Below are 26997 nucleotides of genomic sequence, written 5' to 3' on the forward strand. Positions count from 1 at the left end.
TCGCTCATCCGAGGCGAAGATAATCTTGCCTTGACCGGTGGGTTGCATCATGCCCCTGGAGTAGGGGGAGGAAGGTATGGATCGGCAGCAACTGGCGGGATTCGTGCGGGCGCGCCGCGAGGCGCTGCGGCCGGAAGATGTCGGGCTCCCGCGGGGGCCGCGGCGCCGCGCCGGCGGATTACGGCGCGAAGAGGTGGCGGCGTTGGCGGGCATGTCGGTTGATTACTACAGCAGGATCGAGCAGCCGCGCGGACCGATGCCGTCCGAGCAGATGCTCTCCGCGCTCGCGCGTGCACTACGCCTGAGCCGGTTCGAGCGAGACCACCTTTTCCAGCTCGGCGGCTTCGCTACGCCGCCGCGGGACCAGGACAGCGGCGTCAGCCCCACCCTGTGGCGCGTTTTCGAAGGACTTTCGGATGATGTGCCCGCGCTGGTCATGACCAACCTCGGCGAAGTGCTTGTTCAAAACCCACTGGCGATGGCGCTGATCGGCGACTACACACGGTTCACCGGTCTATCCCGATACCTTGTCTACCGCTGGTTCACTGACCCGTCCGCCCGCGAGCTATTCCCGGTCGAGGACCATCCCAAGCGCGGTCGGGTCTTCACCGCGGACCTGCGTGTGGAGTATGCCGCCAATCCGGTCGGCACGGCCGGCGAGATTGTCGCGGCATTGCTGAAAGCGAGTTCCGAGTTCGCCGCGATTTGGCGATTGCACGAGGTGGATGTGACTCACTACCTCGAACTCAAGCGTTACCGGCATGCCACGTTGGGCGAGCTAGAAATGTATGCTCAGCCTTTACTGGATGTTGATCATTCGCAGTACATGATGGTCTACGCTGCCGTCCCCGGTTCCCCGACCGACGAGAAGCTCAAGCAGTTAGCCGCCACAGTCGACAGGCTGCAGAGGTCGAAAGGTTGAGGTCCGGCCGTTAGGCGGTCGGGGTCGAGTGTCGTGCCGGTGCAGGCGAAGAAGCCAGCGAGCAGGTTGATGCGTTCCCGGCAGGCGCGTAGTCGGCGTTGACGAGGCCGGCAAGGTGGTCGACGCCACGGGCGGCGATGTTGGTCAGACGGCGTTTCATTCAGCGTCGAACGCTCTTTACCGGGTTGAGGTTCGGGGTATAGGCAGGTAGCCGGATCAGGGTCAGCCAATTCCGGTTCGCGATCGGTTCTCGCATCCGCACGCTGACTGGTTTTCAGGTTGTCCCAGATCAACTGGATCGGTGCCTGTAAGCGCTGGCGGCCTGGTCGAGCAAGGCGATGTAGTCGTTTCGCGGAGGCTGCCGCGCTCACCTTTGCGGTTGCTACACGCTGATGAGACTGCCCTGGGTCTATCGCGGGCCGCGCAAGCCAGCCGGCGTCTCTCAAACCTGGGTAGGTCTGGCGGAAAGCCCATGGCCGAGAAAAGCAACACCTCCGTAAGGGACCATATTCGCCAGGCAGATGCGCTCATCGCCTTGATCTGGAGCGGTACCGGCATCCGGGAGCGGGGAGTCGGAGTCGTACAGCCGGCGACTGGCCGATTCGGGCGAGTGTCAGAGCTGCTGGTCTTCAAGGCCGAGCCGGGCTCGCCGAGCGAGGCCGAGCTGGAACGGCTGATCCATGTTCTGCCAGACCATGGACAACGAGAACATTCATCCGCCTCCGGATTCCCGCCATGCTCAAGCGGTCGAACGGGGGAGGTGGTGAGCGATATGGATCGGGTCAGTCCGGCTCTGCGGCTCATCGTCGATCACCTGCCGGACTGCCCGGCACTGGTGTTCTCCCTGTTCGGTGAGGTGCTGCTGCGGACCCCTCCGGCGGTCGTCCTGTTCGGTGATGTCGGGATGGAGATTCTCGATCAGCGATTCCGGGCCGGGGTGTTATGCGGTGGGGTCCTGTTGGATCCGGTGGAGCGTCAGATCCTGCTGATCTTCACCTGCGATGTATCTCCCGTCGCCCCAAGGGCGCTTCGCGAATTAGCAGCTTGCGACGGTTGGAAGTGCTTCGGAACGAAGCATCTAGGTCTTTGAAGGAGTCCAGTTATGAAGGCAATGCGTTTCCACGAGTACGGCGCACCTGAGGTCCTGCGCTATGAGGAGGCCGACCAGCCCGTACCCGGCGTCGGTGAGGTCCGGATTCGGGTGGCGGCGACGTCGTTCAACCCGGTCGAGGGCAACATCCGGGCCGGTTTCATGCGAGGGCCGATCCCGGTGGCTCTACCGCACACGCCCGGCGTCGACATCGCGGGCACGGTCGATGCGCTCGGCGCGGACGTGACCGGCTTCGCGATCGGCGACCCGGTGATCGGCGCCTTGCCGCTGACCAGCCCTGGCGCGGCCGCCGAGTACGTCATCGCCCCGGCGCCGATCCTGACGGCGGCACCCACCAGCGTCCCCCTGGAGGACGTGGCCGGGCTGCCGCTGGTCGGACTCACCGCTTGGCAGGCCCTCTTCGACCACGCGAAGCTGACCGCCGGGCAGCGGGTGCTGATCAATGGCGCGGGCGGCGTCGTCGGCGGCTACGCGGTCCAGCTGGCCAAGAACGCCGGGGCGTACGTGATCGCCACCGCCGGAGCGCGTAGCGGCGAGCAGGCCAAGGCAGCCGGCGCCGACGAGGTGTACGGCCCCGGCCTGCCCGAGCTGGCCGAACCGGTCGACGTCGTCCTCAACTTCGCGCCGGTCGCCCCGGAACAGCTGGCCGACACCGCGGGCCTGGTCCGTGACGGCGGCGTGGTGGTGAACACGACGGTGTGGATGCCGGCGCCGTCCGATGAGGCCCGCGGCGTACGCGGAATCAATCTCTTCTTCCGGCCCGACGGCCCGCAGCTCGCCCAACTGGTGGCGCTGCTCGACTCCGGCAAGCTGCGCCTGGCCGCCACCCGGCGGGTGCCGCTGGCCGACCTGGCGCATATCCACACCGAGGTCGCCACCGCCCCGATCAACGGCAAGGTCGTCGTCCTCGCCCCTACCGCCGCTGTCTGAGAAAGCAAACTCCGATGACTCTCTGGACCCCCACCACCGTCGGCGCGATCGAACTGCCGCACCGGCTCGCGATGGCACCGATGACCCGCGACCGCTCCCGGGCCGACGGGGTGCCCACCGACCTCAACCGCGAGTACTACACCCAGCGGGCGTCGATGGCCCTGATCATCACCGAGGGCACCCAGCCCTCCGCCGACGGGCAGGGCTACCTGCTCACCCCCGGCATCTACACCGCGGATCACATCGACGGCTGGCGCACGGTCACCGACGCCGTACATGCCGCCGGTGGCCGGATCGTCGTGCAGTTGATGCACACCGGCCGGATCGCCCACCCGGACAACACCCCGCACCACCGGCAGCCGATCGCTCCGTCGGCCGTGCGCCCCGCCGGTGTCATGTTCACCGCCATCGGCCCGCAGGAGATGGCTGTTCCGAGAGCCTTGGAGATCAGCGAGATCGCCGGGGTGGTCGACGAGTTCCGGCACGCCGCGGCATCGGCGATCGCCGCCGGATTCGACGGCGTCGAGATCCACGCCGCCAACGGCTACCTGATCCACCAGTTCCTGTCCAGCAACGCCAACCAGCGCACCGACGGTTACGGCGGCAGCGTCGCCAACCGGATCCGCTTCGCCGTCGAGGTCGCGTCGGCAGTGGCCAGTGAGATCGGCGCCGCGCGTACCGGGATCCGCCTCTCACCCGCCAACCCCTACAACGACATCAGCGAGTACGACACCGCGGAGCTGTACCCGGCTCTGATCGGCGCACTGGCCCCGCTGAAGCTCGCCTACCTGCACCTGATCCACGCCGGTCCCGACGACCTGCTACGCCGGTTGCGTGCCGCATGGCCGACCACCCTGCTCCTCAACCGCGCCGGCACCCCGATCGACCATCGGGCCGCCGACCTCGACGCTGGGCTCGCCGACGTCATCACCGTCGGCTCGGCGGCCCTGGCCAACCCGGATCTCCCGGCCAGGCTGCGGGCCGGCGCACCGATGAACGACCCGGATCCGGCCACCTTCTACGGCGGCGACCACCGCGGATACACCGACTATCCCGCGCTGGCCACCGCGGAGCGCTGACCATGGTGTCGGCGTCGAGCCCGGCCGGCTCGGCGGCGAGCCGGCACGTGCGAAGCGCGACCTCCCACAGGCAACGGCGAACTTCTCGTTCCACCCTCTGATACGCACTCGTCAGCACGAAGGAGCAGCTCTGATGATTCCCGACGACGACCCGTCCCGATCGCTCGCCGTGGCTGACCCGGACGACCCCAGCACGACTTACGTCTCGTTGGTGGGCAACACGTATGCCATGTTGATCACCGGCGATCAGACGAACGGTCAGTACTGCCTGATCGACATGCGCGTGCCTGACGGTGGCGGTCCGCCGCCGCACCGCCACGACTTCGAGGAGATGTTCACCATCCTCGAAGGAGAGATCGAGTTCACTTTCCGCGGCGAGAAGCACGTCGTACGGGCCGGTTCAACGATCAACATCCCGGCCAACGCGCCGCACAACTTCCGCAACGTCTCCGGCGCCCCCGCCCGCATGCTCTGCATGTGCACTCCCGCCGGCCAGGACGAGTACTTCATGCGAATCGGCGATGTCGTCGCCGGCAAGGATGCGCCGCCGCCTCGGCTCTCCGACGACGAGCTTGCGGAGCGACGTCGCCGCGCAGGTGAGTTGGCCTCGGTCTTTCGCAGCGAATTCCTGTAATCGGGCAGGACCACGGTCGGCGGCAGCTCCGCAGTCGCCGACCGTGGTGGAAACAGCAACGCCAGTGGCCGCCTGTCGTGAGTCCTGCGGCCAAGCCAACCCTTGCCGAGGAGAAACCCATGCAGTACCGGACGTTGGGTCACACCGGTGTCCAGGTCAGCTCGCTGGCGCTCGGCGCGATGAACTTCGGCCGGATCGGCCGCACCACCCAGGAACAGGTGACCGCCATCGTCGACGCCGCTCTCGCCTCCGGGATCAACCTCATCGACACCGCCGACGTCTACAGCGGCGGCGGGTCCGAGGAGATGGTCGGCAAGGCCATCAAGGGCCGCCGCGACGACATCGTGCTGGCCACGAAGGCGCGTCTGCCGATGGCCGACGATCCCCACTCCCGGGGCAGCTCGCGTCGTTGGCTGGTCACCGAGCTGGACAACAGCCTGCGACGGCTCGGTGTCGACCACGTCGACCTCTACCAGGTCCATCGCTGGGACCCGACCACCAGCGACGAGCGGCTGATGAACGACCTGCTCTCGTTCTCCGGATCGGCCGAGTCTACGACGGCAGCCGGCCCGTCAACCTCGAGACCGTGCTCGGTCAGGTCGAGGAGACCCTGGCCCGGGGTCATCGAGGGGACCGGCGCCCGCATCGAGCGGGACCGGCTGCCGACCGTACCCGGCGACACCACCCTGCTGACCATGCTGTGGCAGAACCTGGTCGGCAACGCGATCAAATTCCGGGACCCCGGCCGTTCCCCGTACGTGCGGATCACGGCGGCCCGGGACGGCGGCGCGTGGCGGTTCACCGTCAGCGACAACGGCATCGGCATCGGCATCGACTCCGAGTTCGCCGACGAGATCTGCACGGCCATCCCGACCGGACGGGCCGGGATCAAACGGCGGCTCGCCCGGTGGCCGCGGGTCCACACTCCCGCGGTGTCTTTCGACATGTCCCAGCGTGACCTGTGCGACGGCCTTACCCCTGCCCGGCCGGAGTCGCCGCAGCCACGACACAACCGGCCGGTCTCACCTGGCGACCCCTGCGGGGCATGCCCAGCCTGACGTTCCACCTGGTCCTTCCCCCGACCTGTCGCCACTGCACCGTCGCGTCCGTTCCGTCGCCAGAGCCGTGGCGCACGAGATGCACTGGCTGCCGAACTGACGTGCAGGTCGAGCGAGCGGCGCCGTCAGGTGCTCGGTGCTCTCGCCGTGACCGTGCGGTAGCCGTGGATCGGGCGCCAGCGGTCGTGCAGGGTCGTGATCAGCGAGATCATGGTCAGGAAGAAGAGCGTCTCGTAGCCGTCCAGCCGCCTCCCGAGCAACCAGTCGCCGGCACTCGCCAGGGCGATCATGAGCAGCAGGCGGGCGGCGAACGCGCGGGCGGTCGACCGGATGGTCCAGTTGCGCCGGGCGACCGCCAGGGAGATCGCCGCGTTCAGGACGACAGCCACCCCGACACCGGCGAACAGCTCCGTGGTCGTGCCGGTGAAGTCCGGCAGCATCTGGGCGAACACGCAGCAGATCAGGCCGAGCAGCAGCGCCTTCTCGGACGTGTTCCACGACCAGACGGCGTCGTAGCGGATCCGCCAGGCGCTCTGCTCGTGCGCCTCGTCGATCTGCTCCGGCAGCGGCTCGGGTCGGATCCGCCAGTCCCAGTCGGCGGGGCGCAGCCGGGGCCTGATCACCCGCTGAAAGGTGCCGGCCAGTCCGGCGAGCAGGGCGGCGATCAGCGCCAGGATCCAGTGGTGTGCGGCGATCTCGTCGGTCAGGTCGAGCTGGGCGACGTGCAGCCACCACTCCTGCGGCAGCTTCACCATGATCCAGATCGCCGCGGCCGTAGTGAGCCACCAGGTGGTCAGCACGGTGACCGGGGACCAGCGAGTGCGGATCATCTCGTACGCGATGAAGAAGTACTCGAAGACGTTCGGGAAGACCAGCAGCAGCCAGCGCGCCTGGGTGATCTCGAACAGCAGGGCGCCGGCGAGCCGGTAGAAGAACAGGAACCGGGAGATCCGGAACGCCGTCGGGCTGGTCCAGTTGCGCAGCGTCGACAGGTAGGCGATGGACAGGTAGTAGACGTCCATCGCCTTGTCGTAGGACTGATAGCCCGGTGGTTCGTACCCGAAAGTCTGGAAGATGGTCTGATCGACGCCGTCGAGCACCAGGCAGGCGAGCACCGCGGGCAACGGGAGGTACGGGATGGCCAGCGGCAGCAGGAACCGGGCCGCGACGACGGCCAGGAAGACCACATCGGCGCCCGTGCTCATGATCCACATCTTGGCATGTGGTCATCTGGTGTGCCTGTCGAGCGCCTCGATCAGCAGGTCCGCGATGATCGACTGGCCGACGGTGGTGAAGTGGATGCGGTCGGCGCTGAGCAGGTCGGGGCGGTCGTTGAGCGGGTGGTCCCAGCAGTCGGCGACGATCGCCCGATGTTCGGCGGCGAGCCTGCGGGTGATGTCGTTGAGCCGGGCGACACGATCCGTGAAGCCGGGGAGGCCCGGGATCACGAAGGCACGGCCGAGCGTGAAGACGCTCGACTGGGCGCCGGTCGAGGCGGCCCACCCGTACATCGCCCGGAGGTCGTCCTCGATCCGGTGCCAGTCGAGGGTGCGGCGCATGATGTCGTTGGCGCCGCTGTTGAGGTGCAGCAGGTCGGGGCCGAACGCGGTGATCCGGTCGGTCTGCTCGCGCAGCGCCTGCGCGGTGGTCGCACCGATCCGTGCCGTGTTGAGGTAGGCGAGGTCCGGCTGGGCCTCCCGCAGCGTGCGCTCCACCCGGGCCGGCCAGCCCAGGTCACCGTACCCCGGCGTGGGGTCGCCGACGCCGAGGGACAGGCTGTCGCCGAAGACCGCGAACCGCTTCCAGGTCATCGCCTCTCACCCGCCTTGATGCGCAGCGCGGTCGCCGCGCTGACCAGGACCAGGGCGGCGACCAGGAGCCAGCCGTGCCGCAGCGCGGGCACGGTGACCGCGCTGCCCAGGATCGCCACCAGCGCGGCGACCCCCACGGCGTAGCCGGCCTGGCGGGCGGTGTTGACGACAGCGCTGCCCGTGGCGGCCGCTGCCGGGGCGAGGCCGGCGGTGGCAGCGCCGATCAGGGTCGGCATGGCGATCCCGATCCCCGCGCCGATGATCATCCAGGCGGGCAGGACGTCGGTGGCGTAGTGTCCTCCGCTCCGGGCCGCGAGCAGCAGGGCGCCCGCGCCGAAGACCGCGAGACCGGCGGACACCACGAGCCTGACCGGTACGTCGGCTGCCCAGCGCTGGGTGAGACTCGCGAACAGCGGCACCATCAGCGGGCCGGGGACCAGTGCCAGCCCCGCCCGCAGAGGCCCGTACCCGGCGGCGACCTGCAGCCACAGCGCCACGCTCAGGAAGACGGCACTGAAGGCACTGGTGAAGATCAGGATGGTGACGTTGGCGGCGGTGAAGCCGGGCGCACGGAACAGCCCCGGCGCCATGACCGGCACCGGATGCGTCCGAACCCGGTGGACCAGCAGCGCTGAGGCGGCCACCGTGATCACGGCCGTCAGCAGCATCCGCGGCGAGACCCAGCCCCAGTCGTCGGCGCTGACCAGGCCCAGCGACAGGGCGCCGATCGCCACGGCGACCGCGAGCGAGCCCACCGGGTCGGGGACGCGGGTACGCGACGGCGGCGTGCTACCGGGCAGCAGGCGCCGGGCGAGCAGGAACGCGATCAGCCCGATCGGCAGGTTGAGCAGGAACGCCCACCGCCACGACGTCTGCGCCAGCACCCCGCCGACGACCGGCCCGAGTGCGCCCGCGAACGACGAGCTGGTGGCCCAGATCTTCACCGCGCCGCCACGCCGGGACTCCGGCAGGACACTGAGGATCAAGCCCAGACTCGCCGGGGTCAGCACCGCCGCACCCACCGCCTGCGCGGTCCGGAACGCGATGAGGAACCCCAGCGTGGGCGCTACCGCACAGCCCACGCTGGCGATCGTGAACAGCCCGAGCCCGAACAGGAACGCGCGCCGCCTGCCGTACCGGTCGGCGAGGCTGCCCGCGGGGATCAGGCACGCGGCGTACACGACGATGTAGGCGTTGAGGACCCAGCTCAACCCGGCCAGTGACGCCCCGGGATAGCTCACGCCGATCGACGCGAACGCCACGTTGACGATGAACAGATCCAGCATCGTCATGAACGCGGCGGTGCACAGCAGGGTGATGGTTCTGGTGGTGGCGGCCGGGGCGACCTCGATGCTCATGGACTCTCCCTCGTTGGTTGGATAACCAAACCGACGGCAGCGTTGCAGATGTCAGTTTGAATTCACAACCCACTAGAGGCAGAATTCGAGGATGCCGACAGCACCAGCAGGCAAGACCCCACGCGACTGCACGATCGCCGACGCCCTGGAGATCGTCGGCGACCGCTGGAGCCTGCTGGTCGTCCGAGAGCTGTTCTACGCCCAGCGGCGGTTCACCGAGATCGCCCGCAACACCGGCGCACCCCGCGACATCCTCACCACCCGCCTGCGCAAACTGGTCGAGCACGGGGTGATCGCCCGCGTGCAATACAGCGAACGCCCCGCCCGCTACGAGTACCGGCTCACCGACGCGGGCCGCGCCCTGTCACCGGTGCTGCTCACCCTCAAGCGCTGGGGCCACGAACATGCCCGCGGCGGCACCGATCCGGTGCGCTTCGACCACACTTGCGGCCACGAGTTCGTCGCCGAGGTCCACTGCACCGCCTGCGGCGACACCCTCCTCAACGACCAGTTGACGCTGGAACCCGGAGCCGGCCCCACCTGACCGCCGGCCGCATCCTGCCTTCCGCGATGTCACCGCGCCTCTTCCGGTCCGCGCACTTCAACAGGTATCCGTTGATGCCGAAGTAGCCGAGGTAGAGCAGGAATCGGCCGAGGAACGCCCAGCCGAAGTCGGGGTGCCGGCGCGGGTTGAAGTAGAAGGTGCGCAGCAGCGCGGTGAGGTCGACCGGGCGGCGCTCGTCGCCGCGGTTGTCGCAGCCCGGGCTGAACACCACGAAGATGGTGAACGCGACGAGGGTATGCCGCCGCAGGAGCGCGGGCGGAGGCGGCCGGCTCCGGCCTGGCCATCTTCGCCTCGGTGGAGCGCTGCGTCGAAGTGCTCATGGCGGCCGGGTTCGACGAGGAGCAGCCCACCCGGGCGGTCTCCTTCATGGCCGAGTTCGTCTTCGCCTCGGCCCGCGACGCCATCATGATCCGCCGGCACGGCGTGCATCCCCAGCTGTCGGAGATCTCCCAAGTGATGCAGGACGCCGACGAGTGCGAGTACGGGCTGCTGTCCTCGCTGCCGCTGCGCTCGGCACGAGGTCTCCGGTGTGAAGTTCTGGCTTGGTCGCTGAACTGACTACCGGAGACCTCTTCAGTTATCGATCACCGCCACGCCGCAACATCGACGCCGGTACGAAACACGGCCTAGAGGTCGGCGAGATGGGGAGCGTCGGCGCCCGCACGGGTACAGGTCAGGGACGCCACCTGGATGGCCCGGTCGACAACGGCTTCGATCTGATCATGGCGGAGATCGTGGAGTGCCGCTGGTGTGCCGTGCCCAGATGATCGCAGCGCGGACAGCAGGCCGGCGGTGAAGGCGTCGCCAGCGCCGACCGTGTCCACCACCTCGATCGGCGGTGCGGCGCGGCGCACCTCTTGGTCGCCGTGGATCGCAAGGGCCCCCTCTGCGCCCCGGGTGACGACCACCAGGGTGGGGCCGAGAGTGGCCCAGTGCCGGCCGATGCTGGTCACCGATTCCCCTGGATACAGGGCATGAAGGTCCTCGGCGCTGGCCTTGACCACGTGTGCGGTCGATACCAGCTTGGTGACCTGTTGTCGCGTCTCGGCTAGGGCGCCGCCGGCGGTGGGGCGAATGTTCGGGTCGAAGCTCAGCAGAAGCTCGCCGTCCTGGCGCAGCCGGGTGAGGAAGCTGGTTACCTCGGTGGCGCCTGGTTGGCGCAAACACGTCAGCGAGCCGGTGTGCAACATCGTGGTGCCGACGGGCACGGTGAGTTCGGCCGGGCGCCACCGCCAGTCGACGGTGCCTTCCAGGTAGAAGTCGTATTCGGCGACGCCGTCGGGGTCGAGGCTTACCACGGCCAGTGATGCCGGCTCGGGTTGTTCCATGGGCCCGGTGACGGTGACCCCGTTGCGGTCGGCATGCATGTGCAGCATCCGGCCGAAGGCATGTCGGGAGAAGCGGGCCAGCAGGGTCGTTGGCTCGCCGAGCCGCGCCAGGGCTATTGCCACGTTGAGTGGGCTGCCGCCAGGGTGTGCCTTGAAGCCGCCGTGCGTGTCTGTGGGTAGCAGGTCGATGACGGCTTCGCCGAGGACGGTCAGCATGGGGCTGCCGCTGTGGTGGTGCTCGTCTGAAGGGTGCCGTCGGCGAGGCTCACGGGCATGGGATCGCTGAGGCCGCCGACGAACCGGCCGTCGGCGTCGGTGTTGTGGAAGGCCAGCAGTTGCCACTGGTCGTGCGGATCTTTCACGATACGCCCGGCGTACAGGCTCTCGTCGGTGACACGCTGGGCTTTCGTCGTATCGAACGGGCCGAGCAGGCTGTCGCCGGTGACGGCCCAGATGCCGCCGGTCTCGTCGTTGGCGCGCCGTGCCGCGGACAGTTCGGGTTGCAGGCACGAGAACAGGAGGACCGGGCGGCCGTCGACGATCTCGACCTGCGGTACCTCCAGTTGGCCGAAGCCGCTGCCCGGTGCGGTCAGCGGGGGTTGGGTCTCCCAGTGCACCAGGTCCGCGGAGCGGGCGTGACCGATGACGCCTCGGTCGTCGGCCGGGCCGTGGTTGGCCCGGGCGGTGAGCAGCATGTGCCAGCCGTCGCCGGCGGGGTCGGCGAACACCCACGGGTCTCGCCATGCCTCGTTCGGCCAGGCGGATTCGCCCAGACACTCATACCAGCGCGGGTCGGCCTGTAAGACGGCTCCGGCCTGATGACGGGTCCAGGTCGTCAAATCAGCGGAGGTGGCCAGGCCGATCCGCTGCACGAGCCCGTCGTCGTCGCTACCGACGCCGGTGTAGAACATGCACCACACCCCGTCGGGGCGGCGGACCACCGAACCGGTCCAGGTGGCGATGTCATCGAAGGCCGGTCGGTCGTCGTGGACGAGCGCGTCGTCGATCTGTGTCCACCGGTGCAGGTCGGCCGAAACGGCGTGGCCGATGCCGGCTCGGTAGTGGCGGCGGTCCGGGTCGTGCAATGCCCGAGAGGCTTGCAGGAAGAAGAGGTGATAGCTGCCGTCGTCGCGGACCAGCCAGAAGTCCCACGACCAGGCGTTGGCGATTTTGAACACAGAGGATCCTTCAAGGTCAGGGGCGATCGCCGGGTACCGCGTCATACGCGGGTCCGTGGCGAGGTGGAAGGTGGTTCAGGCGGTGGCTGGTGCGGCCACGGAGTCACGCTGGATGAGATTGCATTCCATGGTGATCTGGGTGGGCCGACGCCTCCGGTGGGAAGCCGGGTGCGCCTCGTCCAGTAGACCGATCATGGTGTTGACCGCCCAGCCGCCCATCTCGTAGTGCGGCAGGGCGACCGTGGTCAGGCCCGGGAACAGGCCGTCGGCGATGAGTTCTTGGTTGTCGAAGCCGACGACCGACAGGTCTTCGGGAATCCGGAGCCCGAGTTGGTGTGCGGCGCGGTAGGCGCCCATCGCCATGCGGTCGTTGAAGCAGAACAGCGCGGTTGGCCGGTTCGGCATGTGCAGCAGTTGCAGGGCGGCGCGATAGCCACCCTGGGCGTCAGATTGCTCCACGACGACGAACTCGGGCGTGAACGGGATGCCCGCCTCGGTGAGCGCTTGCTGGTAGCCGACCATACGGCCGTGGGTGGCGGGTATGTCATCGACGTTGGTGGCGAACCCGATCCGGCGGTGTCCGGCGGTGACCAGCGCCTGCACGGCCGCTCGGCCGCCGCCGACCTCGTCGGGAACCACCGACGGATGCCGCGCGTCAGCGCTACTCGCGTCCAGCAGCACCACTGGCAGGCCGGAGAGACGGTCAGGAACGCTGACCTTGCGGTGGTACATGGTCGCGTAAAGCACGCCGTCGACCTGGTGCTGGAGCAAGGCGCTGATCTCCCGGTCCTCCAGGTCCGGGTCGCCGCCGCTGTTGAGCAGCAGGACGACCCAACCCTGTGCCGAGGCTGTCTCCTGGGCGCCGAGAATGATGCGGCCGGCGTGCGGGGTGGTGGCGATGTGGTCGGAGAGCAGCGCGAGGATCTGCGTACGCTGCAGCCGCAGCCCTTGGGCGAGCTTGTTCGGGGCGTAGCCGAGCCGCGCCGCGGCCGCGGTGACCCGTTCGCGGGTGGCTTCGCTGACCCGGGCGCCCGTGGTGTTGTTCAGCACGTGCGAGACGGTCGTTACCGACACGCCGGCCGCGCTGGCTACATCCCGGATGCTTACGTTGCGTCCCATCGCCCAACCTATGCCGTTTCCATGTCCATCCTGGTGCCGCCAAGGCTGGCCGTGCCGACACCACGCTAGCGGACCGGTCTATTCATCCCACAGGCCGTGTTCCGGCCAGCGCCGGGGCAGCCGCTGCTCGACCGGCGGAAGCTGCGGGGTGGGCCGGTGGGGCAGATGCTGATACCAGTAGGCGACGCTGGAGTAGTCGTTGCCCTGGTCGTTGGCGTGCCCGTGCTCGATGGTGACCCGGATGGACTTGCTGAACCGGACCGGGTCCTCGATGTGGAACCGGTACATGCTCCAGAGACCGAAGTGTTCCTGGACGCTGCTGGCGAGCGTGATGCCATGGTACGGGCCGGCGTAGGCGCCGCTGGGGAAGCCCCAGGCCGCACCGAAGTAGTCCTCGGTGCCGGTGCCGTGCAGCGAGGGCGGCCACTGCTCGCCGTCGATGAAGATCATGTCATCGCCTTCGCCGGGCCAGGTGAACTGCTGGTTGGAGGCGTCGAAGTTGTCGATGCTGAGCACGCAGCCGACGTAGTGGCCGGCACCTTCGGCGTCGAGGATGACGTAGTTGTCGGCGCCGGTCAGATTCACTCCGGGCAGGTCCCAGGGAGCCGGCTTGTCCTCGGTGGCCGGGTGGACGACTTTCTCGGTCGGCTTCTCCTGGTGGTAGAGGGCGTGGAAGCGGCCGACGTCGTCGGGTACGGGCTCGTCGGTGAGGTCGTAGTCGACGTAGTAGAAAAGGTTCTCGATCGGCTGATCGGACTCGTTGCGCAGGACGATGCGGGCCGCAGAGCCGAACGGCATGGGGAAGTAGCAGTTCATGGCCGCGGCGAAGGGCCCTTTCGGGCCGCGGCGGGGACCGAAGACCATGCTCAGCGGCAGCGAGACGTAATGGGTGCAGGTGGCGTGGCCGACGCCGAAGAAGTCACCGAGAGGGCTGCGGACGCTGGGGGTCTCCTCGCCGTCCCAGTACATCTCGAGGACGAGTTTGCGCAGGTATTGCGGGGAGTAGCAGCGGGTGGTGAGCCAGATGTGGGTGATGATGCCCCCGCCGGTCAGGTCCGCCAGCACGTGCGTCCCACCGGCGGGAACGACAGCGAAGTCGCGGTTGCCGCCGGTGTGGTCCCAGCTGGATTCCCGCCGGGAACGGGCGGATTTGATTTTCGGGAGTCCGCCGAGCGGGCTGCTGGCTTGCCAGAACGTCACGGTGTTTCCTTTCCTTGGAGCGGGCGGGTCAGCCTTTGACCGCGCCGAGGCTGAGGCCGGCCACGATGCGCCGCTGCAGCAGCAACGTCAGCACCACGGCGGGCAGGGAGTACAGGGCGGCCAGGGCGGTCATCGGGCCCCAGTCGAGCCCGAACTGGCTTTGCAGGTTGGCGATGGCCAGCGGTGTGGTCTGCGCCTTGAGGGAGGTCAGCAGCAGGGCGAACAGGAACTCGTTCCACGAGGCAAGAAACGCGAAGATCGCCGTGACGGCCGTTCCGCCACCGACCACGGGGAGGATCACCGACACCAGGGCTCGGGGGCGGGAGCATCCGTCCACCAGAGCGGCTTCCTCGATCTCCCGGGGCACCGCCTCGAAAAAGCTGGCCAACAGCCAGATGGACAGCGGCAACGCCACGGTGGTCTGAGCCAGGGCGAGCCCTGTTGGGGTGTCGATGAGGTGAACCGCACCCAGGATGCCGACCAGCGGCACGCCGATCGCGACCGCGGGGGCCATCCGGACCAGCAGCGAGCCGGCCAGCATGATCCGTCCGGCGCGGGTCCGGTAGCGGGTGATCCCCCACGCTGCGGGGATGGCCAGGGCAAGAGAGATGGCGGTGGCCAGCGTCGCGGTGGTCACGCTGTTGACGAACGAGGCGCGTACGCCCTGGCGGTTCACCGCGGTGATGTAGTTGTCCAGGGTGAGGCGGTGCGGCAGAACGGTTGGTGGTACGGCGATGGCGTCGGTCGCCGGTTTGAGAGAGGTCAGCAGCAGATACAAGAAGGGGAACGCGTACACGGCCACGACGGCGATCGCCAGGAACCAGAGCAGCGATCGGCGTAGCCGTCGCATGGCGTAGGGGCGTCTCGTCATGACTGCCGCCCGGGACGCCAGACGGTGGTGACCGCGATCAGGGCGACCGCCATCATGACCGCCATGAACACGGTGCTGATCGCGGCGGCGGAGCCGGGGTCGTTGTAGGTGACCATCGTCTTGTAGATGTGCAGGCTGAGCGTCTCTGATGCCGATTGCGGGCCGCCGCCGGTCTGGACGAGGATCACGTCGAACGCGCGGGCGGCGTCCACGCCACGGATGATCAGAGCCACGGCGATGACCGGGCGCAGCAGCGGCAGGATGATGGTGCGCAGCAGGCGCAGTCCCTGGGCGCCGTCGAGCCGGGCCGACTCCAGCAGCTCCGGCGGGATGGACTGCAGCCCGGCGAAGATCATCAAGGTCATGAAGGATGTCGTGAGCCAGATGTCCGGGATGGCGACCGAGAACAGCACCAGACCTGGGTCGCTCAGCCACGCGATGTCGCCAGGATGGTCCAGGATGCCGACCCGCGACAACAGTTCGTTGACGATGCCGACGTTGTCGATGAGCATGAACCGCCAGAGCAGGCCGGCGACCAGCGGCGCGATCATCAGCGGATAGAGGAACGCCGTCCGCAGGATCTGTGAACGGGGGCCGAGGGCGTAGAACAGCAGGGCCACCGCCAGGCCCAGCGCCAGCTCGGCGGCGACCACCACCACGGTGTAGATCACTGTGCGGAGGCCGGCGGCCCGCACCGCGGGGTCCGTGAAGACGTCACGATAGTTGGTCAAGCCGGTGAACTGGCGCCCTCCGACGTCGAAGGCGGAGCCGGTGTGCAGGCTGTCGATGGCCAGTTTCAGCAGGGGCCAGCCGACGAGGGCGAGCAGTGTCAGCGCGGCCGGGGCGATCAGCAGCAGGGCGTAGTCGCCGTCGCGGAGGCCGCGACGACGCCGGCGGCCGCCGCTGGCGAGTCCGGGCAACACCGTCGGCGGTGCGGCCGATGGTGCACGGGTCACTGGATGATGCCTTCGATCTGCGTGCGCGCCGACGCCAGGAGCGCGGCGTAGTCCGCGCCGGGGACGACGGCCTTCTGCAGCATCGGGATCAGGGCGCTGTCGACGATCTGCTGCCACTTGGGATGGGCGGGCCGAGATCTGGTCGCGGAGGCGTCGAGGGTGTCCAGCAGCGGACCGTACGCCTCGAAGCCCTCCTTGCCCGCGTACTGCTGGTAGGCGGATTTGCGCGCAGCCAGACCGAGCGTGGTGTCCAGGCTCAGGGCGTTGTTGTCGTAGCAGAACTGGATGAATTGTTTGGCGAGTTCCTGCTTAGTGGATGACTGGGGCACTGACAGGTACCAGGGGCCGGGGATGCCGGCGACCCCCGCGGAGCCGCCGATCATCGGCGCGACGCCGACCTTCCCGGCGACCGCGGCGTCGGCGGGAATCTGGCGATAGGCGTGCGCCCAGAATCGGGTCATCGCGGTGCTGCCCTGGTTGAACAGGTTCTGCGCGGCGGCCCAGTCCATCTGCGCGGCCCCGCCCGGGCCGACTTTGTACTTGTTCTGCAGATCGGCGTAGAACGTGAGGGCGGCCAGGTGCCCGGCATTGTCGACGATCACCGCGCCGGCGTCGTCCAGCACCACACCGGGCGAGCCGGCCTGCAGGACGTGCGCCAGCCACTCGGTCTCCACCTTGCCCTTGACATCAGTGCCGTAGAGCTTCTTGTCGGGGCGGGTGAAGAACTGCGCCATATCGGTGAACTGGTCCCAGGTGGTCGGCGGGGCCAGCTTGTAGCCGTACTTCGCGGTGAACGCCGCCTTCTCGGCGGCGTCGTCGAACAGGTCGGTGCGGTAGAGCAGCACCTCGGCGTTTGTCCACACCGGCATCCCGATGAAGCGCCCGCCGGTCTTCGCCTCCGTGACGAGGGCGGGGAACAGGTCAGCCTGGACGGCAGCGGTGAACAGGTCGTCCAGGGGCGACAGCTTGCCCGCGAAGAGCGGGATCCAGACCGAGTCGATCGCGCACAGGTCGAAGCTGACATTGGCGCCGGCGAGCTCGCTGGTCAACCGGTTGAACAGTCCGTCGTAAGGCAGCTCCACGAGGGTGACAGCGACGCCGGTCTGCTGGCGGAACCTGTCGACGATCGGCTGCAACTCGATCTTGCCGCCGCCTTCACAGAGCAGCGTGAGGGTCTTGGCGTCGCCCGAGTCCGAACCATCACCGCCGGCGCCGCACGCCGCGGCCAGCAGCGTGACCCCGGCGCCTGCGGACAGGCCGAGCAGCCGTCGGCGGCTGAGGCCGGACATCGGTGTGGAAGCGGCGGAACGAGAGCCGTTATGGGGGGAGAACACGATCCTGCTCCTTCATGACAAGGCAAGAGCCACCGAGCACCGGGACGGCGGAGGCAGGCACACCACGTCGTCGCAACAGCCCGCGGCGTAGCTACAGAGGAACGCATACGGCCAGACGATCCCGGACTGTCCGTGTGCCAAAACGTTTAGCCAAATGGTTTTGGCAACCCTAAGTCGCGGCTTGTGTAACCGTCAAGTGTCAGCCGCGTATCCGTGGATTCCCCTCTGCGCGGCAGCGGCCGGTAGTTGACGCTGCCCGTCCAGCGGTGTTAGGAAATGCGCTGACACGGGCTTGCTCTGCCGGTGTGGCGTCGCCTGCCACCCGCGGACGCATCGGTCTGCCCCGGCCGTGTCGTCTCTCTTTCGCGCTTCGCCGCTACCCATCTCGAGGAGTGGCTCATGCCTGTCTCCGACAACCCCATCGGCCGGCGCTCGGTGCTCAAAGTGCTGGCCGCCGCATCCGTCCTGGCAACCCCGCTGACCGCCGGATCACCCGACCGCGGCAGACCCACCGACCATCGGCACACGCGTACGCCCGGCTCGCCGAACAACGCGCTTCTCCTGGCGCACGAGACGCTCATCGGCGTCCTCTGACACCGCATCAACCGCCCTGCTTCGACTTCCCAGGAAAGGGACGATAGAAGTGTCCACTGTGTACGATGTGACCCGATGGGCCATCCCCGGCAGGCCCGGCGTGACCGCCAAACACGATGTCGGCGCCGTCATCAACAGCATCATCGCCGACATCAAGGCCAAGCAGCCCAGCCAGGCTTCCAAGCCCGGCGCGGTCATCTACATCCCGCCGGGCGACTACTCCCTCAAGACCCGAGTCGTCATCGACATCAGCTACCTGCAGATCAAGGGGTCCGGCCACGGCTTCGCCTCGCTGAGCATCCGCTACAACACCGCCGACACGTCCGGCTGGCATGAGCTGAACCCGGGCGCCAGCCACATCAAGGTCGAGAACACCGACGGCCACGCCGAGGCGTTCCTGGTCACCCGCGGCGGCGCTCCGCGCCTGTCCTCCATCCAGTTTCGCGACTTCTGCATCGACGGGGTGAGCTTCACGCCGAATCAGAACTCCTACCGAAACGGCAAGATCGGCATCCGGATCGGCTCCGACAACGATGCCCTCAAGGTCGCCGGGATGGGCTTCGTCTATCTCGAACGCGCGCTGATCAACAACGGCGCCGACGCCTTCGACGTCACCGAGAACTTCATCGCCGAGTGCGGCAGCTGCGTCGAGCTGACCGGCGCCTCGCAAGCCAGCAAGATCACCAACAATCTGATCGGCGCGGGCTTCACCGGATTCTCGATCTTCGCGGAGAACGCCGAGGGCCTGCTGGTCCAGGGCAACAACATCTTCCCCCGGGGCCGCAGCATGGTGCACCTGAAGACCAGCAACCGCTGCTCCATCACCGGCAACCGGTTCCAGGCTTTCTACCCGGGCATGATCGACTTCGAAGGGGTGAACAAGGAGAACCTGATCGTCGGCAACCATTTCCGCCGGGTGCCGGAAGGATTCCCGCCCCTGCAGAACTTCAACAACGGCAAGGACGACCTGTACGGCCTGATCCATCTGGTCGGCGACAACAACATGGTCTCCACCAACATCTTCAGCTTCGACGTGCCCACCGCGAGCATCACACCCTCCGGCGCCACCCCGACCATGATCCTGGTCGCCGGCGGCGACGCGAACTTCATCAGCAACAACCACTTCGCAACCAACACCACAACCCACCACGTCGTGCTGGACGCCGGGACCACCAGGACGAAGGTCCTGGACAGCGGCGCCACCGAGCAGATCCTCGCCTTCAGCACCGACTACGCCCTTCGGCCCACTCCGTAAACGGCGCTCACCCCTAGTCTCCGGTGTCGGTCTCAGCGCGAGCCCCAGCGCAGGGGTCGGCGCCGGCATGCCGTCTCGACATGACATTCCCTGCCAAAGTTTTTGGCAGGGAATGTCGCCTTCTAGGCCTTGAATAAACGTTTTGGCAACGGCACGCTCACATGACCGACACATTTCCCCGAACGGAAAGGACGGTTGTGATGAGACGGTTGACCAGCGCCGCCATCGCTGTCTTGCTCCTGCATCCCCTCCTAACAGCCCCACCGGCGCACGCGGCCGCGGCCCAGATCGTCAACCCCGACTTCGAAGCCGGTGGCCTCAGCGGCTGGACCACCACCGGGACGACCTTCACCAACGCCGTCACCACTGAGACCGGCTGGGGCTGGGGGTGTTGCTTCGGCCAGCACGGCGCATCCCACGTCTGGGGACACCGCACCGCCGGAGACGCCGCGACAGGCAGCCTCACCTCCGGCCAGTTCCAGCTCTCCGGCACCGGGCAGGTCAGCTTCCTGCTCGGCGGCGGCAACGACGCCGCCAACCTCTACGTGGCCCTGGTCCGCGCCGGTGACGGCGCGATCCTGTTCCGCGCCACTGGCCGCAACGAGGAGGACTACCACCGGGTCACCTGGGACGCGTCCGCATACCGCGGACAAGACCTCTACCTGCGAGCGGTCGACAACGCCACCGGCGGCTGGGGCCACCTCAACCTCGACGACGTACGGCTGGACGCGCCGGCCCCCAGCGATCTCGTCGCGCACTGGTCGTTCGACGAACCAGGTGGTGCTGTGGCCCGCGACAGCGTCGCCGAGCGAAACGACCCGATCAACTACGTCTTCAACAACGCCGTCTACAAACCCTCCTCGGCACCGCAGCGACGGCCCGGAGTGGCCTCCAACGCCCTGCTGTTCGACGGCTACTCCACCTCGCTGGCCCGTTCCGGGCTCGACACACCGACACAGGCGCTGACCGTCGAGGCCTGGGTCGCACCACGCGCCTTCGAATGGGGCGACGACCGGAAACTCTCCGCGATCGTCGACAAGCACGACGAGGGAGCCCGGCAAGGGTTCATCCTGGGCATCGGCCGGCACGGCACCTGGTCCTTCCAGGCCGGCATCGCCGGAACCTGGCAGTCACTATGGGCCGACCCCGCCAAGCCACTGCGCCGCGACCGCTGGCACCACCTGGTCGCGACGTTCGACGCCCCGACCCGAACGATGCGCGTCTACCTCAACGGTGCACTCGCCGGCAGCCTCACCACACCGGAAGGCGGCATCACCCCATACCCCGGCGACCTGCGGATCGGCCGCCACAACCAGGGCGTGGTCATCAACGGCACCTTCACGGTCAACATGTTCTCCGGGCTCCTCGACGAGGTGAGCCTGCGCCGGCGAGCCCTCAGCGCCGCCGAGGTGAGCGCCGCTTATCAGGCAGTGCCTGCGGGTCCCGCACCGGACCTGACGATGCAGCGCAGCCGCTACGACGGCGACATCTACCGCCCGCAGTACCACTTCATGGCGCCCGAGCACTGGATGAACGAGCCACACGCCCCGGTCTACGCCAACGGGAAATACCACCTGTTCTACCAACACAACCAGCACGGCCCCTACTGGCACAACATCAGCTGGGGACATGGGACCAGCCCCGACATGGTGCGGTGGCGCGACGCCCCGGTCGCTCTGGTACCGACCGCCGGATCCGTCGCACCGGACGGGGTCTGGTCCGGCAGCGCCGCCGTCGACGCCGCCGGCAACCCGCTGCTGTTCATCACCGCCGGCGACGACTCCGTCTTCCCCAACCAGCGCACCGGTGTCGCGCGCCCCACCGGCGGGGCGGGCGACACCGACCTGAACGAATGGACCATGGATCCCGCGCCGGTCACCGTGCAGTCGCCCAACCTGGATGTCGGTCCCGGACGCAAGGTCCGCCACGGCGAATTCCGCGACCCCTTCGTCTGGCGCGAGGGCAACACCTGGTTCCAGCTGGTCAGCTCCGGAGTGCAGACCACTTCCGGCGCCGACGTCGGTGGCACCGTCCTGCTCTACACCTCGACCGACGCCAAGAACTGGACCTACTCCGGCCCTCTGATGACCGGTGACGTCCAGGCCCACCCGAAGACCGGGCAGGTTTGGGAACTGCCCGTTTTCCTGCCCCTCGGCGGCGGCAAGCACATCCTGCTCACCAACCCGATGTGGACTAGTGGCTCTGAGCACAACGTCAAGTACGTGTGGTACTGGATCGGCGAATGGAATCCCACCACGCGCAAGTTCACCCCGGACAGCACCACCCCTCGGCTGTTCGACTACGGCGAGCACTTCACCGGCCCCAGCGGCTTCGTCGACCCGCAGGGCCGCTCGGTGGTGTTCTCCATCGCCCAGGACAAGCGCACCGAACGGGCCCACTACGACGCGGGCTGGGCACACAACGCCGGCCTACCCATCGTGCTGTCGCTCGGGGCGGACGGCGACGTCGCCGTCAAGCCGCTCCCGGAGCTCACCACCCTGCACAAGACAACAAACCCGCAGATGTCCATCACCAGTGACACGCCCCTGGAAGCCGCCAATCAACAGCTGGCCGGCGTCCGCGGAGACATGCTGCACCTCACCCTCGAACTCACTGCCGGCAGCAGCGGACGGTACGGCATCAAACTGCGCCGCAGCCCCGGCGGCGAGGAGGAGACCCTACTGGTCTATGACGCAGGCAGCCGGACACTGTCCATCGACCGCACCCGGTCGGGCAACAACTCGAGCCTCTACAGCAACCTGGGCGTGCAGAGCGGGCCGCTGAACGTCAACGGCGAGAACCTCAAACTCGACATTTACCTGGACAAGTCAATGATCGAGGCGTACGCCAACGGACGCCGCGCCATCACCAGCCGCGTCTATCCCTCGCGCAACGACTCCCTCGGCCTGCAACTGTGGGCCGACTCCCCCACCACCGTGAAGAACCTCAAGGTGTGGCAGATGGGCTCCGCCTACAGCTGAGCCAGCTCGCGGCTCGCAACAAGCAGGCAACACGCTCTTGACTTCCCCGCACCCGCAGAGCAACATCGATCTAACACTAAGCCAAAACGTTTTGGCAACTATACACGACGCCCCTGAAAGGCGGTGACGCTGGCGGACCGGCCCGCATGTTCTCGGCCGCCGGCGGCAGAACCGGCGCCCGAGAACATGCATTACCCGAACTGGGCGGCAGTTCGACAGGCCCTCTCCTGCCGCCAAGGCCCTCACGGCCCCGCCAGCGGCACCGTCCCTTGACTCGATTTGGAAGGACTCCCCCTTTGTCAGTACACCGATTCGGACGTCTCGCTGTCGCAGGCGTTGCGGCAGTCGTTGTCGCGTCGAGCGCAGCGTGCTCGACCCCCGCAGGCACCGGCTCCACCACGACGAACGGAACCACCACCCTCGTGCTGTGGACCCACAACGCCGGCAACGACAAGGAACTCGGCGTCGTCCGGCAGATCATCGACGACTTCAACGCCAGCCAGGCCACATTCAAGGTCGAATACCAGGCGTTTCCCCAGGGCGCCTACAACGATTCGGTCGTCGCGGCGGCCGCGGCCAAGAAGCTGCCGTGCCTGCTGGACATCGACGGCCCGAACGTGCCGAACTGGGCGTGGGCGAAGTACCTCCAGCCACTGGACATGCCCGAGAATCGGTTCGCCGACCAACTGCCCAGCACCGTCGGCAAATACGACGGGAAGGTGTACTCGTTCGGCTTCTACGACGTGGCGCTGTCCATGATCACTCGCAAGTCGACTCTGAGCCGCTACGGGATCCGGGTACCCACGCTCAAGCAGCCATGGTCCGGTGCCGAGTTCACCGCAGCCATCACCAAGATCAAGTCGAGTGGCGACTTCGACTATCCGCTCGATTTGAACACCGGTGCCACCGGCGAGTGGTGGCCATACGGCTATTCACCGTTCCTGCAGAGCTTCGGCGGTGACCTGGTCGACCGTTCCTCCTACACCACCGCATCCGGCGCCCTCAACGGCGCCCCCGCCCTCGCGTGGGCGAAATGGTTCCAAGGGCTCGCCGCCGACGGCATGGTCGCGAAGAAATCCGGCCAGGACCCGGCGGTCGACTTCACCAACGGCAAGACCGCGATCAGCTGGAACGGTAGCTGGGCCGCCGACACGGTCACCGCCAAGTTCGACGACGTGCTGTTCCTGCCGCCACCGGACTTCGGTGCCGGCCCCAAGATCGGCGGCGGTTCCTGGCAGTGGGGCATGACCTCCAGCTGCGGGTCGAGAGAGGGCGCGCAGGCTTACCTGAACTTCGCCCGGCAGACGAAGTACTTCGTCGAGTTCGGCAAGGCAACCGGGCTGATTCCCGCCAGCACCACCGCCGCCGCGCAACTGCCCAACTACGCCCCGGAAGGCAAGTACCGGGTCTTCCTGGACTTGGCCGGGACGGCAGTCGTGCGGCCGGAGACCCCCGGCTACCCGTACATCTCCTCGGTCTTCACCAAAGCGGCCCAGGACATCCTTAACGGCGCTGACCCGAAGCAGACCCTGGACAAGGCCGTGACCGACATCGACAACAACATCAAACAGAACGACAACTACCGCTCCTGAACACCACCGCCGCCGGGCAGGACCGCCTGCGCCTGCCCGGCGCTCCCCACGCGGAGGCACCATGCCCACCACCCTCACGACAGCCCCACCGATCACCCGGCCGGCAGCCACGCCAACCAAGCGCACTGCCCGCCCACGCCGCCTCGAAGCTCTGGCCGCCGTGGCGATGGCCAGCCCGGCAGTCGTACTGCTGTTCATATTTTTGATCGTTCCGATCCTGCTGGCATTCGGACTGGCTTTCACCAACGCACAACTCGTCTCGCCCCGGCCCATGCGATTCATCGGGCTGGACAACTTCACCCGGCTCGCCGGCGACACCGTCTTCTGGGCTTCGCTGCGCAACACCCTCTACTTCGCGGTTGTGGTCGTCCCTGTACAGGCCGGCTGCGCCTTGATCCTGGCCATGCTGGTCAACGCCAAAATCCGTGGGCGCAATTTCCTGCGAACCGTCTATTTCGTTCCCGCCGTCACGTCGATGGTCGTCGTCTCGCTGCTGTGGCGGTTCATGTACCAGCCAGACGGTCTCGTCAACAAGTTCCTCGCCGCCATCACCCTCGGGCGCTGGGAAGGAATCGACTGGCTGAACCACCCGACCACCGCTCTGCCGGCCATCATGTTCATGTCGATCTGGCAAGGAGTCGGATTCCACATGGTCATCTGGCTGGCGGGCCTGCAGACCATCCCGCTCGAGCTCTACGAGGCTGCCGACATCGACGGTGCGACCGGTTGGAACCGCTTCCGGTACGTGACCTGGCCCGGCCTCCGCGCAACACGCACATTCATCCTGGTGACGATCACCATTGCCACGTTCAGTCTTTTCACCCAGATCAGTGTGATGACCCAGGGCGGACCTCTCGACGCGACGAGCACAGTCGTGTTCATGGCCGTGCGAACCGGCTACGAGCAGCACTCCACCGGCTACGCATCAGCGATTTCGTTGGCCTTCTTCGTACTGGTGCTCACCGTCTCCGCTGTCCAGCGTTTCCTGACCCGGGAGAGGCCCTGAAATGACCGCCACCCCGCAGTCACCTACCGCAGGGCCCCGAGCCACGCCCGCCCGGCCTCTGACGCGCCGCGCGGCCGCGCACACATTACGAGCGGGCCTCGTCCTCTTCTTCGCCGCCCCGCTCGTCTTCATGGCCGTGTCCTCGCTCAAGCCCGACGGGCAGATCTTCAGCGACACGGGCACCATTAAGGCGTTCCTGCCCATAGGCGACGTGTCGCTCGACAACTATCGCGGCGTGTTCGAACGCGTTCCGGCGGCACAGTTCCTGCTCAACTCGATCCTGATCTCCACCGTCACGGTCGTCGCGGGCCTGGTCATCAACAGCCTCGCCGCATTCGCGCTTTCACGAATGCGCTGGCGTGGCCGCAAAGTGGTCCTCAGCGCCATCATCGCCACTCTGATCGTGCCGTTCGAGACCCTCGCTCTCCCGCTGCTCTGGTGGGTCAACAAGCTGCCATGGCTAACCGCAAACGGCTTCCAACTCACCCTTACCACCGGCTGGCTGGACACGTACCAGGTACAGATCCTGCCGTTTATCGCCAACGCCTTCTCCGTCTACCTGTTCCATCAATACTTCACCAGCATTCCCACCGAACTCGACGAGGCCGCGCGCATCGAGGGCGCGGGCTTCTTCACGATCTACCGAAGAGTCGTTCTCCCCCTGTCCGGGCCGGCAATCGCCACCGTCGCAATCCTCACCTTCCTGCCCGCTTGGAACTCGTACCTCTGGCCGCTCATGGTGGTGCAAAGCGAAGATCTGCGGCCCGTGATGGTAGGCATCCAATACTTCTTCCAGCTCAACGTCGCCTGGGGTCAGATCATGGCCTACTCCACCATGATCACCATCCCCGTTCTGGCATTGTTCCTGGCTTTTCAACGCTCATTCGTCAACAGCATCGCCTCCACTGGCGTGAAGGGCTAAGAGGGACGTACCTGCACTACCATCCGCGCGCTGAGCCGTGACACACGCACCCGGCCTACGTACGGGTGATCAGATCCCAACTTGGGAGACGGAGTTTGGATAGGTTGCAACCGCGAGGAAACCGTCACCTCCCAGCCAGGCGAGTAGGGTGACGCGGCCCCGGGGGCCTACCGATGCCAGTGGCATCGACCCTGCGCAGGATCCGTCGCCAATTGCTGTCTGGTCCGCCACCCACCGCGGGCATCTCAGCGCCCCGGTGGGACTACCGCGGACATTCCGCGACAACCGCAGCGCTGAGCGTTGCCGGATGACTCGGCCCTTCAGGAGTATCGGAACGAAAACTGGGACTGCGAGGCGTTCGGCGGCCGGGTAGCGACGGTGCGAAATGGGGAGCCCGGGCCTTCAATCGGGACGATGGCCGAGCTGAGCGAGTCGTAGCCCATAGCCGCACATCGAGGTCGCTTTGATGACGAGCGGCGCTGATGGTGGGGCCGGCCAGGCGACGACATGGAACCGGACGTTTGAATGTTCGACGGCCTGCTCGAACTCGGCGTCGCGGCCCGTGACGTGCATGCGGAAGCGGTAGTGACCCGGCCCGGCTGAGTTGAGCAGGGGAAGTTCCAGCCCGCCTGCGGCTGGCGGGTACTGAAGTTGTCCGAGAGCTATATCCTCGTCCGGAAGGTGAATGCTGACTTCAGCGATATCGTCCCACTCGTCGGTCGTGGCCCATTCCGGTGATGCCTCGAGAGAGGGCCGTTCAGCGGCAACAGTGATGGCCACGGTCACGGTACCGCTGTGGATGCCGGCGTCGACGAGCATCGCGGTCGGCATGGTGCCGGCGATCCCGCTGCTCCAGTCGAGTACGTCGAAGGGCAGATCGGCGGTGCCAGCGTCGCCGATCAGAAAGCAGTGGTCTTGTACGTGTACCCGCGCCGTGGTTATCACCGCTGACCTCTCTGCAGTGAGGAAACCCGGACGTCGCTGCAGACATCTGATGCCGTCCGCAGCGACGTCGTGTCGGTTTCGACGATAAGACGCGTTAGACGGCTGTGCCGACCCGGTACGGGTGTCGCCGCTTCCTGAAGAGTGACCCCGTAGGGATCCGGGAAAGTTGACCCCCTTCCTCCTTGATCTTGGAAGGGGTGTTGAAGGTGGAGGACTGGGCTGAGATCCGTCGGCTGCATCGGGCCGAG

At 67.2% G+C, this 26997-nt stretch carries 26 protein-coding genes; 14 read left to right on the forward strand and 12 right to left on the reverse strand.

All coding sequences use genetic code 11. The features are described 5' to 3' along the window. The first annotated feature begins 76 nt into the window (after positions 1-76). The 6 genes from LPA41_RS04945 to LPA41_RS04970 all read left to right on the forward strand — a co-directional run bounded on the left by LPA41_RS04945 (position 77) and on the right by LPA41_RS04970 (position 5734). Positions 77-922: a helix-turn-helix transcriptional regulator gene (locus tag LPA41_RS04945; RefSeq protein WP_229068694.1), complete on the forward strand. Its 846-nt coding sequence runs from the start codon at positions 77-79 to the stop codon at positions 920-922. A 472-nt stretch (positions 923-1394) separates the two neighbouring features. Then, complete coding sequence (locus LPA41_RS04950) at positions 1395-2012, forward strand: hypothetical protein (RefSeq protein ID WP_229068696.1); 618 nt, start codon at positions 1395-1397, stop codon at positions 2010-2012. Between the two features lie 12 nt (positions 2013-2024). Beyond that, positions 2025-2963 carry an NADP-dependent oxidoreductase gene (locus LPA41_RS04955; RefSeq protein WP_229068698.1) on the forward strand — a complete coding sequence of 313 codons (939 nt, stop codon included), beginning with the start codon at positions 2025-2027 and terminating at the stop codon, positions 2961-2963. A 14-nt stretch (positions 2964-2977) separates the two neighbouring features. Continuing rightward, positions 2978-4042: an alkene reductase gene (locus tag LPA41_RS04960; RefSeq protein ID WP_229068700.1), complete on the forward strand. Its 1065-nt coding sequence runs from the start codon at positions 2978-2980 to the stop codon at positions 4040-4042. Between the two features lie 133 nt (positions 4043-4175). Then, positions 4176-4676: a cupin domain-containing protein gene (locus LPA41_RS04965; RefSeq protein ID WP_229068701.1), complete on the forward strand. Its 501-nt coding sequence runs from the start codon at positions 4176-4178 to the stop codon at positions 4674-4676. 119 nt (positions 4677-4795) lie between these two features. Next, positions 4796-5734 carry an aldo/keto reductase gene (locus tag LPA41_RS04970; RefSeq protein ID WP_229068703.1) on the forward strand — a complete coding sequence of 313 codons (939 nt, stop codon included), beginning with the start codon at positions 4796-4798 and terminating at the stop codon, positions 5732-5734. Positions 5735-5859: 125 nt separating this feature from the next. On the opposite strand, the gene LPA41_RS04975 is transcribed toward LPA41_RS04970, so the two are convergent. From LPA41_RS04975 to LPA41_RS04985, 3 genes are read right to left on the reverse strand one after another with little or no spacing between them, the layout of a single operon-like run. Further along, positions 5860-6939, reverse strand: coding sequence for a hypothetical protein (locus LPA41_RS04975; protein WP_229068705.1), 1080 nt, complete (start codon positions 6937-6939; stop codon positions 5860-5862). 21 nt (positions 6940-6960) lie between these two features. Then, positions 6961-7545 (reverse strand): SGNH/GDSL hydrolase family protein, encoded by a 585-nt coding sequence (locus LPA41_RS04980; protein ID WP_229068707.1) that lies wholly within the window; start codon positions 7543-7545, stop codon positions 6961-6963. Next, positions 7542-8903, reverse strand: a complete 1362-nt coding sequence (locus LPA41_RS04985) for an MFS transporter (RefSeq protein ID WP_229068709.1) — start codon at positions 8901-8903, stop codon at positions 7542-7544. The genes LPA41_RS04980 and LPA41_RS04985 overlap by 4 nt, the downstream gene beginning before the upstream one ends. 91 nt (positions 8904-8994) lie before the next feature. Between LPA41_RS04985 and LPA41_RS04990 the strand changes: the two genes are divergently transcribed. Further along, a complete protein-coding gene (locus LPA41_RS04990; protein ID WP_229068711.1) occupies positions 8995-9447 on the forward strand; it encodes a helix-turn-helix domain-containing protein in 453 nt (150 codons plus the stop codon). Here the strand turns inward: LPA41_RS04990 and LPA41_RS04995 are convergent. Continuing rightward, entirely contained in the window at positions 9404-9676 is a 273-nt protein-coding gene (locus LPA41_RS04995; RefSeq protein WP_229068713.1) for a hypothetical protein, read from the reverse strand. The two genes, LPA41_RS04990 and LPA41_RS04995, sit on opposite strands and share 44 nt — an antisense overlap. A gap of 86 nt (positions 9677-9762) precedes the next feature. On the opposite strand from LPA41_RS04995, the gene LPA41_RS05000 reads away from it, so the two are divergent. After that, positions 9763-10026 carry a hypothetical protein gene (locus LPA41_RS05000; RefSeq protein WP_229068715.1) on the forward strand — a complete coding sequence of 88 codons (264 nt, stop codon included), beginning with the start codon at positions 9763-9765 and terminating at the stop codon, positions 10024-10026. Between the two features lie 68 nt (positions 10027-10094). Here LPA41_RS05000 and LPA41_RS05005 read toward each other — a convergent pair whose 3' ends face one another. The 7 genes from LPA41_RS05005 to LPA41_RS05035 form a co-directional block, all read right to left on the reverse strand. Continuing rightward, positions 10095-11012 carry a carbohydrate kinase gene (locus tag LPA41_RS05005; RefSeq protein ID WP_229068717.1) on the reverse strand — a complete coding sequence of 306 codons (918 nt, stop codon included), beginning with the start codon at positions 11010-11012 and terminating at the stop codon, positions 10095-10097. Continuing rightward, the gene (locus tag LPA41_RS05010) at positions 11006-11974 is read right to left on the reverse strand and encodes a glycosyl hydrolase family 32 (protein WP_229068719.1); all 969 of its coding nucleotides are present in this window, start codon (positions 11972-11974) and stop codon (positions 11006-11008) included. The genes LPA41_RS05005 and LPA41_RS05010 overlap by 7 nt, the downstream gene beginning before the upstream one ends. 75 nt (positions 11975-12049) lie before the next feature. Further along, entirely contained in the window at positions 12050-13093 is a 1044-nt protein-coding gene (locus LPA41_RS05015) for a LacI family DNA-binding transcriptional regulator (protein ID WP_229068720.1), read from the reverse strand. 78 nt (positions 13094-13171) lie between these two features. Further along, positions 13172-14293, reverse strand: a complete 1122-nt coding sequence (locus LPA41_RS05020) for a glycoside hydrolase family 172 protein (RefSeq protein ID WP_229068723.1) — start codon at positions 14291-14293, stop codon at positions 13172-13174. Between the two features lie 28 nt (positions 14294-14321). Further along, entirely contained in the window at positions 14322-15164 is an 843-nt protein-coding gene (locus LPA41_RS05025; protein ID WP_229068724.1) for a carbohydrate ABC transporter permease, read from the reverse strand. After that, entirely contained in the window at positions 15161-16120 is a 960-nt protein-coding gene (locus tag LPA41_RS05030; protein WP_229068726.1) for a carbohydrate ABC transporter permease, read from the reverse strand. Before LPA41_RS05030 ends, LPA41_RS05025 begins: the two co-directional genes overlap by 4 nt. Next, positions 16117-17454 carry a sugar ABC transporter substrate-binding protein gene (locus LPA41_RS05035; protein WP_229068728.1) on the reverse strand — a complete coding sequence of 446 codons (1338 nt, stop codon included), beginning with the start codon at positions 17452-17454 and terminating at the stop codon, positions 16117-16119. Before LPA41_RS05035 ends, LPA41_RS05030 begins: the two co-directional genes overlap by 4 nt. Positions 17455-17853: 399 nt before the next feature. Between LPA41_RS05035 and LPA41_RS05040 the strand changes: the two genes are divergently transcribed. From LPA41_RS05040 to LPA41_RS05065, 6 genes are all read left to right on the forward strand, one after another. Further along, the gene (locus LPA41_RS05040; RefSeq protein ID WP_229068729.1) at positions 17854-18048 is read left to right on the forward strand and encodes a hypothetical protein; all 195 of its coding nucleotides are present in this window, start codon (positions 17854-17856) and stop codon (positions 18046-18048) included. Between the two features lie 49 nt (positions 18049-18097). After that, the gene (locus tag LPA41_RS05045; RefSeq protein ID WP_229068730.1) at positions 18098-19303 is read left to right on the forward strand and encodes a NosD domain-containing protein; all 1206 of its coding nucleotides are present in this window, start codon (positions 18098-18100) and stop codon (positions 19301-19303) included. A 200-nt stretch (positions 19304-19503) separates the two neighbouring features. Continuing rightward, positions 19504-22284, forward strand: a complete 2781-nt coding sequence (locus tag LPA41_RS05050) for a GH32 C-terminal domain-containing protein (protein ID WP_229068731.1) — start codon at positions 19504-19506, stop codon at positions 22282-22284. A gap of 422 nt (positions 22285-22706) precedes the next feature. Then, positions 22707-23876: an extracellular solute-binding protein gene (locus tag LPA41_RS05055; protein WP_229068732.1), complete on the forward strand. Its 1170-nt coding sequence runs from the start codon at positions 22707-22709 to the stop codon at positions 23874-23876. Positions 23877-23937: 61 nt separating this feature from the next. After that, positions 23938-24882, forward strand: a complete 945-nt coding sequence (locus LPA41_RS05060; RefSeq protein ID WP_229068733.1) for a carbohydrate ABC transporter permease — start codon at positions 23938-23940, stop codon at positions 24880-24882. Position 24883: 1 nt separating this feature from the next. Further along, a complete protein-coding gene (locus LPA41_RS05065) occupies positions 24884-25804 on the forward strand; it encodes a carbohydrate ABC transporter permease (protein WP_229068734.1) in 921 nt (306 codons plus the stop codon). A 402-nt stretch (positions 25805-26206) separates the two neighbouring features. Here the strand turns inward: LPA41_RS05065 and LPA41_RS05070 are convergent, their stop codons facing one another. Beyond that, positions 26207-26749 carry a hypothetical protein gene (locus LPA41_RS05070; RefSeq protein WP_229068735.1) on the reverse strand — a complete coding sequence of 181 codons (543 nt, stop codon included), beginning with the start codon at positions 26747-26749 and terminating at the stop codon, positions 26207-26209. Between the last annotated feature and the right edge of the window lie 248 nt (positions 26750-26997).

Source organism: Actinoplanes sp. DH11, from assembly GCF_020873875.1.
In the GTDB taxonomy this organism is placed as follows: domain Bacteria; phylum Actinomycetota; class Actinomycetes; order Mycobacteriales; family Micromonosporaceae; genus Actinoplanes.

Bases quoted from the DNA above. Each gene is read 5' to 3' on its own strand.
- LPA41_RS04965 (WP_229068701.1), top strand. From the start codon at position 4,176: ATGATTCCCGACGACGACCCGTCCCGATCGCTCGCCGTGGCTGACCCG.
- LPA41_RS05005 (WP_229068717.1), bottom strand. From the start codon at position 11,012: ATGCTGACCGTCCTCGGCGAAGCCGTCATCGACCTGCTACCCACAGAC.
- LPA41_RS04985 (WP_229068709.1), bottom strand. From the start codon at position 8,903: ATGAGCATCGAGGTCGCCCCGGCCGCCACCACCAGAACCATCACCCTG.
- LPA41_RS04990 (WP_229068711.1), top strand. From the start codon at position 8,995: ATGCCGACAGCACCAGCAGGCAAGACCCCACGCGACTGCACGATCGCC.
- LPA41_RS05050 (WP_229068731.1), top strand. From the start codon at position 19,504: ATGAGACGGTTGACCAGCGCCGCCATCGCTGTCTTGCTCCTGCATCCC.
- LPA41_RS04950 (WP_229068696.1), top strand. From the start codon at position 1,395: ATGGCCGAGAAAAGCAACACCTCCGTAAGGGACCATATTCGCCAGGCA.
- LPA41_RS04980 (WP_229068707.1), bottom strand. From the start codon at position 7,545: ATGACCTGGAAGCGGTTCGCGGTCTTCGGCGACAGCCTGTCCCTCGGC.
- LPA41_RS05015 (WP_229068720.1), bottom strand. From the start codon at position 13,093: ATGGGACGCAACGTAAGCATCCGGGATGTAGCCAGCGCGGCCGGCGTG.
- LPA41_RS04975 (WP_229068705.1), bottom strand. From the start codon at position 6,939: ATGAGCACGGGCGCCGATGTGGTCTTCCTGGCCGTCGTCGCGGCCCGG.
- LPA41_RS05040 (WP_229068729.1), top strand. From the start codon at position 17,854: ATGCCTGTCTCCGACAACCCCATCGGCCGGCGCTCGGTGCTCAAAGTG.
- LPA41_RS05065 (WP_229068734.1), top strand. From the start codon at position 24,884: ATGACCGCCACCCCGCAGTCACCTACCGCAGGGCCCCGAGCCACGCCC.
- LPA41_RS04960 (WP_229068700.1), top strand. From the start codon at position 2,978: ATGACTCTCTGGACCCCCACCACCGTCGGCGCGATCGAACTGCCGCAC.
- LPA41_RS05025 (WP_229068724.1), bottom strand. From the start codon at position 15,164: ATGACGAGACGCCCCTACGCCATGCGACGGCTACGCCGATCGCTGCTC.
- LPA41_RS05060 (WP_229068733.1), top strand. From the start codon at position 23,938: ATGCCCACCACCCTCACGACAGCCCCACCGATCACCCGGCCGGCAGCC.
- LPA41_RS04970 (WP_229068703.1), top strand. From the start codon at position 4,796: ATGCAGTACCGGACGTTGGGTCACACCGGTGTCCAGGTCAGCTCGCTG.
- LPA41_RS04945 (WP_229068694.1), top strand. From the start codon at position 77: ATGGATCGGCAGCAACTGGCGGGATTCGTGCGGGCGCGCCGCGAGGCG.
- LPA41_RS04955 (WP_229068698.1), top strand. From the start codon at position 2,025: ATGAAGGCAATGCGTTTCCACGAGTACGGCGCACCTGAGGTCCTGCGC.